We start from the raw sequence: 13,407 nt of genomic DNA, 5'->3' as shown, positions 1-13,407 counted from the left end.
CGGGGGCAGACAGCAGCCTTCCCCGCACCATCGCCGGGGGGAGGCTCTGATGTTCTACCGCGAAGCAGGCGATTTCAAGACAAGCTACCGCGCCGACAGCCAGACGTTTCCGATCCGTCTGGACCGAATGGGCTATTTCGCAGCCCTGGCCGTGGCTTACGGCGTCGTTCCCTTCGTCATCGACGATTACTGGGCGAATGCGGTCTTCGTGCCGTTCCTGATCTATGCGATCGCGGCGATCGGGCTCAACATCCTTGTCGGCTATGCCGGGCAGGTCAGCCTTGGCACCGGCGGCTTCATGGCGGTGGGCGCCTATGCGGTCTACAAGCTGATGACCGCCTTCCCCGAGGTGCCGATCTTCCTGCATGTCATCCTGGCGGGCGGCATCACCGCCTGCGTCGGCGTGCTGTTCGGCCTGCCGTCCTTGCGGATCAAGGGCTTCTACCTCGCCGTCGCGACGCTGGCCGCGCAGTTCTTTCTGGTCTGGCTCTTCAACAAGGTGCCGTGGTTTTACAACTATTCCGCGTCCGGCCAGATCACCGCGCCCGACCGCACCATGTTCGGCATCTTCATCACCGGGGCCCAGACAAGCGCGGCGGCAAAATACCTGTTCTGTCTCGTCATCCTGACACTTGTCGCCCTGATGGCGCGCAATCTGACGCGCGGCACGGTCGGGCGCAAATGGATGGCCATTCGAGACATGGACATCGCCGCCGAGATCATCGGGGTCAACCCGCTCTCGGCCAAGGTCACCGCCTTTGCCGTCTCGTCCTTCTTCATCGGCATCGCCGGAGCGCTGCTGTTCTCGGTCTATCTTGGTGCGGCCGAGGTGGGCGAGGCCTTCGGGATCAACAAATCGTTCCTCGTCCTCTTCATGGTGATCATCGGCGGGCTCGGCTCGATCTTCGGCTCCTTCGCCGGGGCGGCCTTCCTGGTGCTGCTGCCGGTGTTTTTGAAAAACGTGCTGGTCGGCGGCCTCGGCTGGCCGACCGATGTCGCCGCGCATCTGGAACTGATGATCGTCGGCGCGCTGATCGTGGTCTTCCTGATCGTCGAGCCGCACGGGCTGGCGCAGATCTGGCGCATCGCCAAGGAAAAACTGAGACTTTGGCCCTTCCCGCATTGAGGGGCCGGGAAAGACCCGGGCAACCGGCCACGAAAAATCAATACGTTACTGGGAGGAGAGACGTATGAAAAAGAGCTTTGCAGCCCTTGCGGCGGCGGCCATGCTGGCCACGACCGGCCCCGCGCTGGCCGATCTGACGGTGCCGAACCTGAGCTATCGCACCGGCTCCTATGCCGCGAACGGCATCCCCTATGCCGATGGCTTCGCCGATTACTTCACGCTTCTGAATGAACGCGACGGCGGCATCGGCGGCGAAAAGGTGGCGGTGCCGGAATGCGAGACCGCCTACAACACCGAAAAGGGCGTCGAATGCTATGAAAGCACCAAGGGCCAGGCGGCTCTGGCCTATAACCCGCTTTCGACCGGGATCACCTATCAGCTGATCCCGAAGGTCACGGCCGACAAGCACGTGCTGTACACCCCGGGCTATGGCCGCACCTCGGCCGCCAATGGCGCGGTGTTCGAATGGGTGTTCAACTATCCGGCCAACTACTGGGACGGCGCCTCGGTCGCGGTGAAATACATGATGGCGGAGCAGGGCGGCGATCTGACCGGCAAGAAGATCACGCTGCTTTATCACAATTCCGCCTATGGCAAGGAGCCGATCCGCACGCTGGCAGAGCTGGCGAAGAAGCACGGCTTCACCCTGACGCTGCTGCCGGTCGATCCGCCCGGGCAGGAGCAGAAATCGCAATGGCTGCAGATCCGCCGCGAAAAGCCCGATTACGTGATCATGTATGGCTGGGGCGTGATGAACCAGGTCGCGATTCAGGAAGCGGTGAACATCAAGTTCCCGATGGATCACATGATGGGGATCTGGTGGTCGGGCTCTGAAAACGATGTCGGCCCGGCGGGCGCGGGGGCGAACGGCTACAAGTCGATCAGCTTCCACGGCGTCGGCGCCGAGTATCCGATCTATGCCGATCTGAAGAAGCATGTCTTCGACGCGGGCAAGGCCGCGGGCGCGGGCGATCAGCTGGGCACCGTGCTTTACTCGCGCGGGATGTATGCGGCGATGATCATCTCCGAGGCGATCCGCACCGCGCAGGAAAAGACCGGCAAGGCGGCGGTGACACCCGAGGAGGTGCGTGACGGCTTCGAGAGCCTGAACCTGACCGAGGCGCGTCTGACCGATCTTGGCCTGCCGGGCTTTGCCCAGCCGATCGCCGCCAGCTGCGCCGATCACGGCGGCCCGGGCACGGCGATGATCCTGCAATGGGACGCCTCGGCGAAGAAATGGTCCGCCGTCTCGGAGTGGATCGCGGCCGATGCCGAAGTGCTCGATCCGCTGATCGCCGAAGACTCGGCCGCTTTCGCCAAGGAATCCGGCATCGCCGAGCGCTGCAAGTAAGTCCCGCCCCCGGCCTTCGGGCCGGGGGATTTCGCCCCGGAGGATGACCATGTTCGATGCCGCCAAAACCGAGACGCTCCTTGAAGTGAACAACATCGAGGTGATCTACAACCACGTCATCCTTGTGCTGAAGGGCGTCAGCCTGTCGGTGCCCAAGGGCGGGATCACCGCGCTTCTGGGCGGCAATGGCGCGGGCAAGACGACGACGCTGAAAGCGATCTCGAACCTGCTGCACTCCGAACGCGGCGAGGTGACGAAGGGGTCGATCCTTTATCGCGGCGAGCGGGTGCAGGACATGTCCCCCGCCGATCTGGTGCGCAAGGGCGTCATCCAGGTGATGGAGGGGCGGCATTGCTTCGAACATCTGACGGTCGAGGAAAACCTGCTCACCGGCGCCTATACCCGCAAGGATGGACGGGCGGCGATCGCGCGCGATCTGGAGATGGTCTACACCTATTTTCCCCGCCTGAAGGAACGTCGCAAATCGCAGGCGGGCTACACCTCGGGCGGCGAGCAACAGATGGTGGCGATGGGCCGGGCGCTGATGTCGCGGCCGGAAACGATCCTTCTCGACGAACCCTCGATGGGGCTGGCGCCGCAGCTGGTCGAGCAGATCTTTGAAATCGTCAAGGCGGTGAACGAGGGCGAGGGCGTGACCTTCCTTCTGGCCGAGCAGAACACCAACGTCGCGCTGCGCTATGCGCATTACGGCTATATCCTCGAAAGCGGCCGCGTGGTGATGGATGGCCCGGCGGCGCAACTGCGCGAAAACCCGGATGTGAAGGAATTCTATCTGGGCATGTCGGATGACGGCCGCAAAAGCTTCCGCGACGTGCGTTCCTACCGCCGCCGCAAGCGCTGGCTTGCTTGACAACCCCCTGATTTGCAACATTTGCTGCGCAGCATTCTGCATCGCAGCAATCCTCGGACAAGCCGCAGAAAGGCGCCGCGATGAGCCGCTATTACGACGTTCTGGAAACCCGTTCCGCCGATGAACGCGCCGCTGCCTTGACCCGCGATCTGCCGCAGGCGGTGGCACGGGCGCTCTCGGCGCCGGGGCTGGCGGCGCATCTGGGCGGCGTCGATGCGGCCACGATCACCTCGCGCGAGGCGTTGGCGAAACTGCCGGTGCTGCGCAAATCCGACCTGAGCCGCGCGCAGAAGACATCCCCCCCTTTCGGCGGCATGACGCCGCGCACCGCGCGCGGCTTCGCGCATATCTTCCAAAGCCCCGGCCCGATCTATGAACCGGGCGAAACCTCGGCCGACTGGTGGCGGATGGGGCGCTTCCTGCATGCGGCGGGCGTCGGCCCCGGCGACATCGTGCAGAACTGCTTCGGCTATCACCTGACACCGGCCGGGATGATCTTCGAATCCGGCGCCCGGGCCGTCGGCGCCGCCGTCCTGCCCGCGGGCACCGGCCAGACCGAGCTGCAGGTCCGCGCCGCCGTCGATATCGGCACGACGGTTTACGCAGGCACGCCCGATTACCTCAAGGTCATCCTCGACAAGGCGGCCGAAATGAACGAGCCGCTGACGATCAGCCGCGCCGTGGTCGGCGGGGGCGCGCTGTTCCCGAGCCTGCGCAAGGAATATGCCGAGCGCGGCATCGCCTGCCTGCAATGCTACGCCACCGCCGATCTGGGCAACATCGCCTATGAAACCCCGGCGCTGGAGGGGATGATCGTCGACGAGGGCGTGATCGTCGAAATCGTCCGCCCCGGCACCGGCGATCCGGTCCCCGACGGCGAGGTGGGCGAAGTCGTCGTCACCACGCTCAACCCCGATTACCCGCTGATCCGCTTTGCCACCGGCGATCTCAGCGCCGTGCTACCCGGGGTCTCGCCCTGCGGGCGCAGCAATCTGCGCATCAAGGGCTGGATGGGCCGCGCCGATCAGACGACGAAGATCAAGGGCATGTTCGTGCGCCCCGAACAGGTCGCGGCCTTCGTCGCCGCCCATCCCGAGGTCACCCGCGCCCGCGTCATCGCCACCCGCGAGGGCGAGATGGATGCAATGACGGTGCGGATCGAAACCGAGGCCTGCGACCCCGAGCACTACGCCGCGGGCGTGGTCGCGGCGCTGAAACTCAAGGCCACGATCGAGCTTGTCGCCCCGGGCAGCCTGCCCAATGACGGCAAGGTGATCGAGGATCTGCGCAAATACGACTGACCCGCCCCCGTTTCACCTTGGGCAAAATATCCCGGGGGGCTGCGCAGCAGCGGGGGCAGCGCCCCCCTCTCCGGCCCGTCACAAGCGCGACGCCGTCTCAGCCCCAGGTCGGGTGGAACCGGTTCGCCGGGCTGAGGGTAAAGATCTCGCAGCCGTCGGCGGTCACGCCCACCGAATGTTCGAACTGCGCCGAGAGCGACTTGTCGCGGGTGACCGCGGTCCAGTCATCCGACAGCACCTTGGTTTCCGGGCGGCCCAGGTTCACCATCGGCTCGATGGTGAAGAGCATGCCTTCCTCCAGCACCGCGCCCGCACCCTTGCGGCCGTAATGCAGCACGTTCGGCGGCGCGTGGAACACCCGGCCCAGCCCGTGACCGCAGAAATCGCGCACGACGCTCATCCGCTGCGCCTCGACATAGGCCTGGATCGCATAACCGATGTCGCCAAAGGTGTTGCCCGGCTTCACCTGCTCGATCCCCAGCATCAGCGCGTCATGGGTGACCTGAATCAGCCGCTCGGCCTTGCGGGTCAAGGTGCCCGCCACATACATGCGCGAAGTGTCGCCGAACCAGCCGTCCAGAATCACCGTCACGTCGATGTTCAGGATGTCGCCATCGGTCAGCACCTTGGCCCCCGGGATGCCGTGGCACACCACATGGTTCACCGAAATGCAGGAGGCATGCTTGTAACCGCGATAGCCGATCGTCGCCGAAACGGCGCCCAGCTCCGTCACCCGGTTGCGGATGAAATCATCCAGCGCCCCGGTCGTCACCCCCGGCACCACCAGCGGCGCGACCTCGTCCAGGATCTGCGACGCGATCTTCCCGGCCGCCTGCATTCCCGCGAAATCGGCACGGTCGTAAATGCGGATGCCATCCCTGGTCAGGCGGGGTCTTGCGTCGTTCACGGGCACTCTCCTGTTCGCTGGCCCCTAGATAGTCACAAATACGCGGCTTGGCCAGACCCGGGCTTTTCCGCAAGGCCGCAGCCCCTTATACCGTGGCCAAGGAGGAGCCCCATGCCCAATCCCAGCTGCGCGATCCTGATCATTGGCGACGAGATCCTGACCGGCCGCACCCGCGAGGGGAACGCCCATCATCTGGCAGGCGAACTGGTCAAGGCGGGCTTCGATCTGCGGCAGATCCGGGTGATTTCCGACGATCACCCGACCATCGTCGCCGCGGTGCGCGAGCTTTCCGGGGCGCATGAGCATCTGTTCACCAGCGGAGGCATCGGGCCGACGCATGACGACATCACCGCCGAGGCCGTGGCCGAAGCCTTCGGGCGAAGCATCGGCGTGCGCGAAGATGCCCGGGCGATTTTGGCCGCCCATTACGCCGCCCGCGGGGTGGAGTTCACCGCGGCCCGGCTGCGCATGGCCCGCATTCCCGAAGGCGCCCGCCTGATCGACAATCCGGTCTCGGGCGCCCCCGGCTTCAGCCTTGCGAATTGCCACGTCATGGCGGGGGTGCCGAACATCTTTCAGGCGATGGTGGCGGGACTTTTGCCGCGGCTTTCGGGCGGGCAGCCGCTGTTGTCGCGCAACTGGCAGATGATGGTGGCCGAAGCCGCCATCGCCGATGCGCTGCGCGATCTGGCCGCAGCGCATCCGGCCGTGTCCTTCGGCTCCTATCCCTTCGTCACCGAAGGGCAATATGGCACCAACCTTGTCGTCCGCGCGACCGATCCCGCGGCGCTGCAGGCCGCCTTTGCCGCGCTGCAGGCCGCCTTCCCGGAGGGTCGATGAGCGATCCGCTGTTCGAGGTGATCGACGCCACCTGGCCCGCCGCCTCGGTCCGGCAGGCAGGCGGTTTCCTGATCCGCGAAGGCCGGGGCGGCGGCTCTCGGGTCAGTGCGGCCAGCCTGATCGAACGGTTTGAAACCGCCGACATCGCGGCCGCCATCGCTGCGCAGCGAGATCTTGGGCAAGACCCGAAATTCATGCTGCGCCCCGGCGAGGACGCCCTTGATGCCGCGCTGGCAGACCGCGGCTTCGAGGCCTTCGATCCGGTGGTGATCCTGACGGCCGATCTGGCCGCCCTGCCCCGCGAGGTGCCGCCCGTCACCGCCTTTGCGCATTGGCCGCCCTTGGCCATCGCGCGCGAGATCTGGGCCGAAAACGGCATCGGCCCGGCGCGGCAGGCGATCTTCGACCGCGCGCGCACGCCGAAAGCCGCCGTCCTTGGCCGCAGCCGCGACCGCGCCGCCGGGGCGGCCTTTGTCGCCATCCACAGCCGCACCGCGATGCTGCATGCGCTTGTTGTCGCGCCAGAATTTCGTCGCCTGGGTCTCGCCCGCGCGATCCTGGCCGAGGCCTGCCGCTGGGCCGAGACCGAGGGCGCCGAGCGCATGAGCCTTGTCGTCACCCGGGCAAACACCGCGGCGCTGGCGCTTTATCGCGACCTTGGGATGCAGCCCGTCTGCGCCTATCATTACCGCCGCGAGGCCCGGAGATGAGACGATTTTTCTGCGCAGCATTTTTTCTGGCCGCCCTGCCCGCGCAGGCCGATCCGCTGGCCCTGACCCTGCCGCAAGGCGCCGCGATCTCGGCCGAGCGGGCCCGGGCCGCCACCTCCTACGGGCTGCCGATCGGGCCGTGGCGCAATGACACGATGGCGCGCAGCGGGCTGGAAGGGGCGCGGTCCGACACCGCCTGGCGGCTGCGCGGCAATCAGCAGACGACGCTGCAGATCCTGGCGCCGCTGCGCGACCAGATCGCGGCGGCGGGCTATATCCTGATGTATCAATGCGAAACCGATGCCTGCGGCGGCTTCGATTTCCGCTATGCGCTGGATCTGATCCCGGAACCCGAGATGCATGTCGATCTGGGCGACTTCCGCTATCTGGCGGCGCAGAACGGCAATGACTGGATCGCGCTGACGGTCTCGCGCTCGTCGGAATCGGGCTTCGTGCATCTGACGACGATGACGGCCGAGGACACCACCCCGGCGACGCCCGGCAATGATCTGGCCGCGCCGAAGCACAGCCCGGAACCCGAGAGCCCCGCCGCCGATCTGGCCAAGGCGCTCGACCGCGCGGGCAAGGTGGCGCTGGACGATCTGGTCTTTGCCAGCGGCGCCTCGCAACTGGCCGAGGGCGATTTCGCCTCGCTTTCGGCGCTGGCCGATTATCTGGCGACCCGGCCCGAGGCGCGGATCGCGCTGGTCGGTCACACCGACAATTCCGGCGCGCTGGCCGCGAATGTGGCGCTGTCGCGGGATCGCGCCGCGGCGGTGCGCAAGCGGCTGATCGAGAAGCTGGGCGTGCCTGCCGGGCAGCTGAGCGCCGAGGGGGCGGGCTGGCTTGCGCCGCGGAGCTCGAACCTGACGCCCGAGGGGCGCGAGAAAAACAGAAGGGTCGAAGCGGTGCTCGCTTCGACCCCAAGGTGACGGCGCCGGACGGAAGGGCACCGTGGGAGGAACGGAAACCTACCAGTTGTCGGGGCCCTTGTCGGCAAAGGTCTCGGCCAGAAAATCGATGAAGGCCCGCACCTTGGGCTGGGTGAAGCGGCCCGGCGGATAGACGGCATAGATGCCGAGCGTCTCCATCGGCAGATCGGGCATCGCCTCCTCGACCTGACCCTTTTTCATCGCATCGGCGTAAAGGAAGCTGGGCAGATAAGCGATGCCCAGCCCCGCGATCGCGGCATGCAGCAGCGACTGGCCATCGTTCACCGTCAGCCAGCCCGCAGAGCGCACCTGCCGCCGCTCGCCCGAAGGCGCGGTGATCTTCCAGACATTGCCGTTCGACTGGTTCGAATAATGCAGAAGCTTGTGATCGTTCAGATCGTCGATTTTCGTCGGCCGGCCGTATTTCTCGAAATAGCGCGGCGAGGCGATCATCCGTTTCGCCGTCTCGGTCAGCTTGCGCGCCTTGAGCGTGCTGTCCTCCAGCTCGCCCACCCGGATCGCCATGTCGAACCCTTCCGAGATCAGCTCGACATAGCGGTTGTTCAGCACCATGTTGACGGTGACTTCCGGATAAGCCTGCAGAAAATCGCCCAGCACCGGGGACAGCAGGTTCACCCCGAAATCGGTCGCGACCGAAATCCTGAGCAGCCCCGAGGGCGCCACCTGCATCGAGGTGACCAGCGCATCGGCCTCTCCGGCGTCATTCAGCACCCGCCGGGCGCGGTCGTAATAGGCGAGCCCGATTTCCGTGGGCGAGACCCGCCGCGTGGTGCGGTTGAGCAGCCTTGCGCCCAGCCGCGCCTCCAGCGCCGAGACATGCTTGGACACGGCCGATTTGGAAATCCCCATCTTCTTGGCGGCATCGGTGAAGCCACCTTGATCCACCACCGTGGCAAAGGCTTCCATTTCGGTCAGACGGTCCATCGGTCACCCATCGGGAATGTTTCGCGCTTGCCCAAGTCATCGGATTGAATTCGGGCGCAATTTGGACGCTTACGGGACAATACGGGGGAAATTGCAAACTTCGATCAAGGCGGGGAAACGATTGTTGCCCGGGGCGCCGCGAAAGGGGCTCTGCCCCTCGCCCTCGCGGGCTCACCCCGAGGTATTTCGGGCAAGATGAAGACAATGACGTCGCGTTTGCCGTGACAGGGGGGGCGGCGCTTGTAAGGTGGCCGAAAACCGGAGCCAAAACGCGAGGACGTGATGAGCCATTATCCGCATCTGCTGGCGCCGCTGGATCTGGGCCATGTGGTGCTGCCCAACCGCGTGCTGATGGGCTCGATGCATACCAACCTGGAAGAGACCGGCGACTGGAACCGGGTGGCCGAATTCTACGCGACGCGGGCGCGCGGCGGCGTCGGGCTGATGGTGACGGGGGGGATGGCGCCGAACCGCGAAGGCGGGGTGTTTCCGGGCGCGGCCGGTTTGTTCACGCCGCAGGATATCGCCAACCACCGGCTGGTGACGGAGCGGGTGCATGACGCGGGCGGGCGGATCGCCATGCAGATCCTGCATGCGGGCCGCTATGCCTATGGGGCGGAATGTGTGTCTGCCTCGGCGGTGAAATCGCCGATCTCGCCCTTTGTGCCCCGGGAGCTGGACGCGGAGGGCATCGAAAAGCAGATCGCGGACATTGCCACCGCCGCCGCCCGCGCCCGCGAAGCAGGCTATGACGGCGTCGAGGTGATGGGCTCGGAGGGCTATTTCCTCAACCAGTTCCTGGTCCGCCATGTGAACCGCCGCACCGACGACTGGGGTGGGTCATACGAAAACCGGATGCGCCTGCCGGTCGAGGTGATGAAGCGCGTGCGCGCCGCGGTTGGGGCGGATTTCATCGTGATCTTCCGCATCTCGCTGATCGATCTGGTCCCCGAGGGCTCGACCTGGGACGAGGTGGTGGCTCTGGCCAAGGCCATCGAAGCGGCCGGGGCCACGATGCTGAACACCGGGATCGGCTGGCACGAGGCGCGGGTGCCCACGATCGCCACCTCGGTGCCGCGGGCGGCGTTTTCCTGGCTGACGGCGCGGCTGCGGCCCGAAGTGGGCATCCCCGTCATCACCTCGAACCGGATCAACACGCCCCAGGTGGCGGAGGGGATCCTGGCCGCGGGAGAGGCCGACATGATCTCGATGGCGCGGCCGTTCCTGGCCGATCCCGATTTCGTCGCCAAGGCCGCCAGCGGCCGCGCGGCGGAAATCGCGCCCTGCATCGGCTGCAATCAGGCCTGCCTTGACCATACCTTCTCGGGCAAGATTTCCTCTTGCCTCGTCAATCCGCGCGCCGGCCATGAAACCGAGCTGGTGCTGACCCCCACCGAAAGCCCGAAACGCATCGCCGTCGTCGGCGCGGGGCCCGCGGGCATGGCCTGCGCCATCGCCGCGGCCGAGCGCGGCCATGCGGTGAAGCTGTTCGAGAAAGACGCCGAGATCGGCGGGCAGTTGCGGCTGGCCCGCACCATCCCGGGCAAGGAAGAATTCATCGGCCTGACCGACTGGTTCGCCACCATGCTGTCGCGCGCGGGGGTCAGCCTGCGGCTCAATACCGAGGCGACGGTGGCGTCGCTGGGCGGCTTTGACGAGGTGGTGATCGCCACCGGTGTCACCCCGCGCCGCCCCGGCATTCCGGGCGAAGAGCTGGCCGTCAGCTATGCCGAGTTGCTCTCGGGCAAGGCCGTGGCCGGGCCGCGGGTCGCGGTCATCGGCGCGGGCGGCATCGGCTTTGACGTCGCCGAATTCCTGACCGTGACGGAAAGCCCGACGCTCCACCCCGAGGACTGGCGGCGCGAATGGGGCGTCGGCGATCCGGCGCAAACCCCGGGCGGTCTGGCCGAGCCCGCCCCCGCCCCGCCCGCGCGGGCGGTAACGCTGCTGCAACGGAAACCAGAAAAACCCGGCCGTCACCTGGGCAAGACGACCGGATGGATTCACCGCGCCGCGCTGGCGGCCAAGGGCGTCAAGATGATCGGCGGGGTGAATTATGACCGCATCACCCCCGAGGGCCTGCACATCAGCTTCGGCGCCGGACGCGAAAACCCGACGCTGATCGCGGCCGATACGGTGGTGCTTTGTTCGGGTCAGGACAGCCAGCGCATCCTGGCCGAGGCGCTGACGGCGCAGGGCTTCACGCCGCACATCATCGGTGGCGCTGATGTCGCGGGCGAGCTGGATGCGAAACGGGCGATCGATCAGGGCACAAGGCTTGGCGCCCGGCTCTGATCCACCTTTCATCTTGCTCCAATATCCCGGGGGGCCGAGGCACTGCCTCGGCGGGCAGCGCCCCCGGCCTCAGGCGCCGGTCTCAGGCGCCGGTCTCGACGCAATGGCGCCGGAACGCCCGCTTCAGCAGATCCAGTTCCGCCCGCAGCAGATCGAGTTCGGCGCGCAGATCCGCCTCGAGCGGCTGGCCCGAGACAAGGGTGAAATGCCCCACCGTGTCGTCGCCCGCGCGCAACAGGAACGTCTGCACCCCATCCGAGAGCAGCTCCACCGGGATCGGCAGGCTCAGCCGCCAGCGCCCCCCGCCCAGCGCCTCGCAGGCAAGACCGGGCAGCTCCCGCTCCTGATGCATGACCCTCAGGCCCGGCTCCGCCGTGCCGGTCCAAAGACCTTCCCAACGCCCTGCCGCGATCCGCGATCCTTCCAGCATCCCGCCCCCTCAGATATTGGCGCGCGGATGCCGCGCAACGGACAGATCCCGCAGCAGGATCTGGTTCATCTGCGGCCCTTCGAAGATCAGATCGACCCAGGCCTTCTCGACCCGCTTTTCGTTCATCTTCGTATAGGCCAGATCGAATTCGACGAAATCCGCGCCGCCGCCCAGCGGCATTTCCCGCACCAGCTGATCGGTGTTCGGCCCGTGCTTGACGTTCAGACGGCAGAAAATCTCGATCGGCCGTTCCAGCTCGACCGACATCGCAAGCCGGATCAGATGATTGCGCTTCAGCCCCGCCACGCCCGCCTCGGGCAGATCAAGCACCAGCGACAGGAACGCACCGTCGAAGCGGAACACATCCAGCCGCAGCCCGAACGGCGCGGCATCCTGCGGCGGGCGGTTGCGGATCTGCCGCAGCGTGATGTCGCTGTCCCGGCAATCGTGAAACAGCGTCGCATCGGCGCCGATCCCGGTCCGGCTTTCGACCCCGACACGCCCCGCGGGCACCACCGGGCCGCGCCACAGATCCGGCCGCCAGATCCAGTCGCAGCCAAGCGGGCGCTCGATCCCGTCACCGCCGGCGGCCGACAGGGCCAGACGCTCCTCGGCCTGAAACAGCACCCGGTCCAGCGTGCGCCGCAGCGACTGCGCATCGTCGCGCAACTGCGCAAGCTCCGCCGGGCCAAGCAGGGAAACCTTGCGCCCCGCCCGTTCCCAGCGCGCCAGCATCCGGCCTTGCGCCAGACGGTCAAGGAGTGAATTGGACTTTCCGGACATGGTCACCTTGGCGATCCGAGGACGCCACCATCATACGAACGACAGGTTATATAGACGTTTCTCTGCACCGGCTCCGGGCAGAAATGAAGCTTAAAATCGAGATGAAACACTGCATTTCGAACGCGCCGCAACCCTGTCGCGAAACACATTTCAAACACTCTCCAAATGCGATCAATTCAGGTCATGAATGGTCTCGTCGAAAGCCGCAAGCAATTCCAGCTGAGTCGCGTCATCCAGCGCGCTGCCCGCCAGCGGCAGCACCGACAGCGCCGCGACATGGCCGCCAAGCCCGATGATCTCGCGCCAGTAGACCGGGTCCACCGGCGCGGTGGTCGGGGCGGAGCGATCGGCGATTTTCAAAAGCAACCGCCGCTCCTCGCGCTTCACCGCCAGGATCTTCACATCCCGCGCCTTGCCCGACCGCGCCAGCGCCGCCCGTCCGGCCCGGCTCTTGAAAAAGGCCTCGTAGCTCTCGAAGGCAGTCTCGACCGGATCCTCGCTGAGCGGGCCGACCGTGGCGCTGAGCAGCGCCTTTTGCGCCGGTCGCGGCGCGCGCGGATCGCCGCCGATCGCGGCACAGCTGCCCCAGAGCACGAAGCTGCCCTCGGGCCCGTCGCGGGTCGAGCCGGGATCGACACAGAACCCGTCCGGCGCCATCAGGGTCATCGCGCCCTGTTGCAGCGTGACCCGGCCGGTGACCGGCCTGTGCTGCGGCAGGGGCAGCTCGAGTTTGAACGGCAGCGCCGTGACGCAGCCCGACAGGGCAAGGCTCAGACACAGAGTGATCAAGATCCGTCGCATCGCCCCCCCCTGCTCGGCGGCCCTTCCTATCAAGGCCCGCGACCCGGGGACAAGCGCCGAGTTGCGCCCCGGGCGGGTTTCGCCTTGCCGCTGCCGCCGGGCCACGGCATCTTGG

Annotated in this window: 13 protein-coding genes; 8 read left to right on the top strand and 5 right to left on the bottom strand. The window is 66.5% G+C overall.

From position 1 onward, the window contains the following. The first annotated feature begins 49 nt into the window (after positions 1-49). From LY44_RS09450 to LY44_RS09435, 4 genes are all read left to right on the top strand, one after another. Positions 50-1,126 (top strand): branched-chain amino acid ABC transporter permease, encoded by a 1,077-nt coding sequence (locus LY44_RS09450; RefSeq protein WP_055210112.1) that lies wholly within the window; start codon positions 50-52, stop codon positions 1,124-1,126. Between the two features lie 64 nt (positions 1,127-1,190). Next, entirely contained in the window at positions 1,191-2,477 is a 1,287-nt protein-coding gene (locus LY44_RS09445; RefSeq protein ID WP_055210114.1) for an ABC transporter substrate-binding protein, read from the top strand. A 49-nt stretch (positions 2,478-2,526) separates the two neighbouring features. After that, positions 2,527-3,348, top strand: a complete 822-nt coding sequence (locus tag LY44_RS09440) for an ABC transporter ATP-binding protein (RefSeq protein WP_055210542.1) — start codon at positions 2,527-2,529, stop codon at positions 3,346-3,348. 80 nt (positions 3,349-3,428) lie between these two features. Beyond that, on the top strand, positions 3,429-4,649 hold the full coding sequence (locus LY44_RS09435) for a phenylacetate--CoA ligase family protein (protein ID WP_055210116.1): 1,221 nt from the start codon (positions 3,429-3,431) through the stop codon (positions 4,647-4,649). A 97-nt stretch (positions 4,650-4,746) separates the two neighbouring features. Here LY44_RS09435 and map read toward each other — a convergent pair whose 3' ends face one another. Further along, entirely contained in the window at positions 4,747-5,556 is an 810-nt protein-coding gene (gene map, locus LY44_RS09430) for a type I methionyl aminopeptidase (protein WP_055210544.1), read from the bottom strand. 111 nt (positions 5,557-5,667) lie between these two features. Here map and LY44_RS09425 point away from each other — a divergent pair, with 111 nt between their 5' ends. From LY44_RS09425 to LY44_RS09415, 3 genes are read left to right on the top strand one after another with little or no spacing between them, the layout of a single operon-like run. Then, a complete protein-coding gene (locus LY44_RS09425; RefSeq protein ID WP_055210118.1) occupies positions 5,668-6,396 on the top strand; it encodes a competence/damage-inducible protein A in 729 nt (242 codons plus the stop codon). Further along, complete coding sequence (locus LY44_RS09420) at positions 6,393-7,106, top strand: GNAT family N-acetyltransferase (protein WP_055210119.1); 714 nt, start codon at positions 6,393-6,395, stop codon at positions 7,104-7,106. Before LY44_RS09425 ends, LY44_RS09420 begins: the two co-directional genes overlap by 4 nt. Next, positions 7,103-8,038 (top strand): OmpA family protein, encoded by a 936-nt coding sequence (locus LY44_RS09415; protein ID WP_055210121.1) that lies wholly within the window; start codon positions 7,103-7,105, stop codon positions 8,036-8,038. Before LY44_RS09420 ends, LY44_RS09415 begins: the two co-directional genes overlap by 4 nt. A 39-nt stretch (positions 8,039-8,077) precedes the next feature. Here LY44_RS09415 and LY44_RS09410 read toward each other — a convergent pair whose 3' ends face one another. Then, on the bottom strand, positions 8,078-8,983 hold the full coding sequence (locus LY44_RS09410; protein WP_055210123.1) for a LysR family transcriptional regulator: 906 nt from the start codon (positions 8,981-8,983) through the stop codon (positions 8,078-8,080). Between the two features lie 282 nt (positions 8,984-9,265). Between LY44_RS09410 and LY44_RS09405 the strand changes: the two genes are divergently transcribed. Continuing rightward, entirely contained in the window at positions 9,266-11,278 is a 2,013-nt protein-coding gene (locus LY44_RS09405) for an NADPH-dependent 2,4-dienoyl-CoA reductase (protein ID WP_055210546.1), read from the top strand. An 82-nt stretch (positions 11,279-11,360) separates the two neighbouring features. Here LY44_RS09405 and LY44_RS09400 read toward each other — a convergent pair whose 3' ends face one another. From LY44_RS09400 to LY44_RS17925, 3 genes are all read right to left on the bottom strand, one after another. Next, a complete protein-coding gene (locus LY44_RS09400; protein ID WP_055210125.1) occupies positions 11,361-11,708 on the bottom strand; it encodes a hypothetical protein in 348 nt (115 codons plus the stop codon). A 9-nt stretch (positions 11,709-11,717) separates the two neighbouring features. After that, positions 11,718-12,491, bottom strand: a complete 774-nt coding sequence (locus LY44_RS09395; RefSeq protein ID WP_055210127.1) for a DUF6478 family protein — start codon at positions 12,489-12,491, stop codon at positions 11,718-11,720. Positions 12,492-12,662: 171 nt separating this feature from the next. After that, on the bottom strand, positions 12,663-13,292 hold the full coding sequence (locus tag LY44_RS17925; RefSeq protein ID WP_160320034.1) for a hypothetical protein: 630 nt from the start codon (positions 13,290-13,292) through the stop codon (positions 12,663-12,665). Positions 13,293-13,407: the final 115 nt, after the last annotated feature.

The organism is Rhodobacter capsulatus, assembly GCF_003254295.1.
Classification (GTDB): domain Bacteria; phylum Pseudomonadota; class Alphaproteobacteria; order Rhodobacterales; family Rhodobacteraceae; genus Rhodobacter; species Rhodobacter capsulatus.
This window is presented reverse-complemented; position numbering and strand designations above follow the sequence as displayed.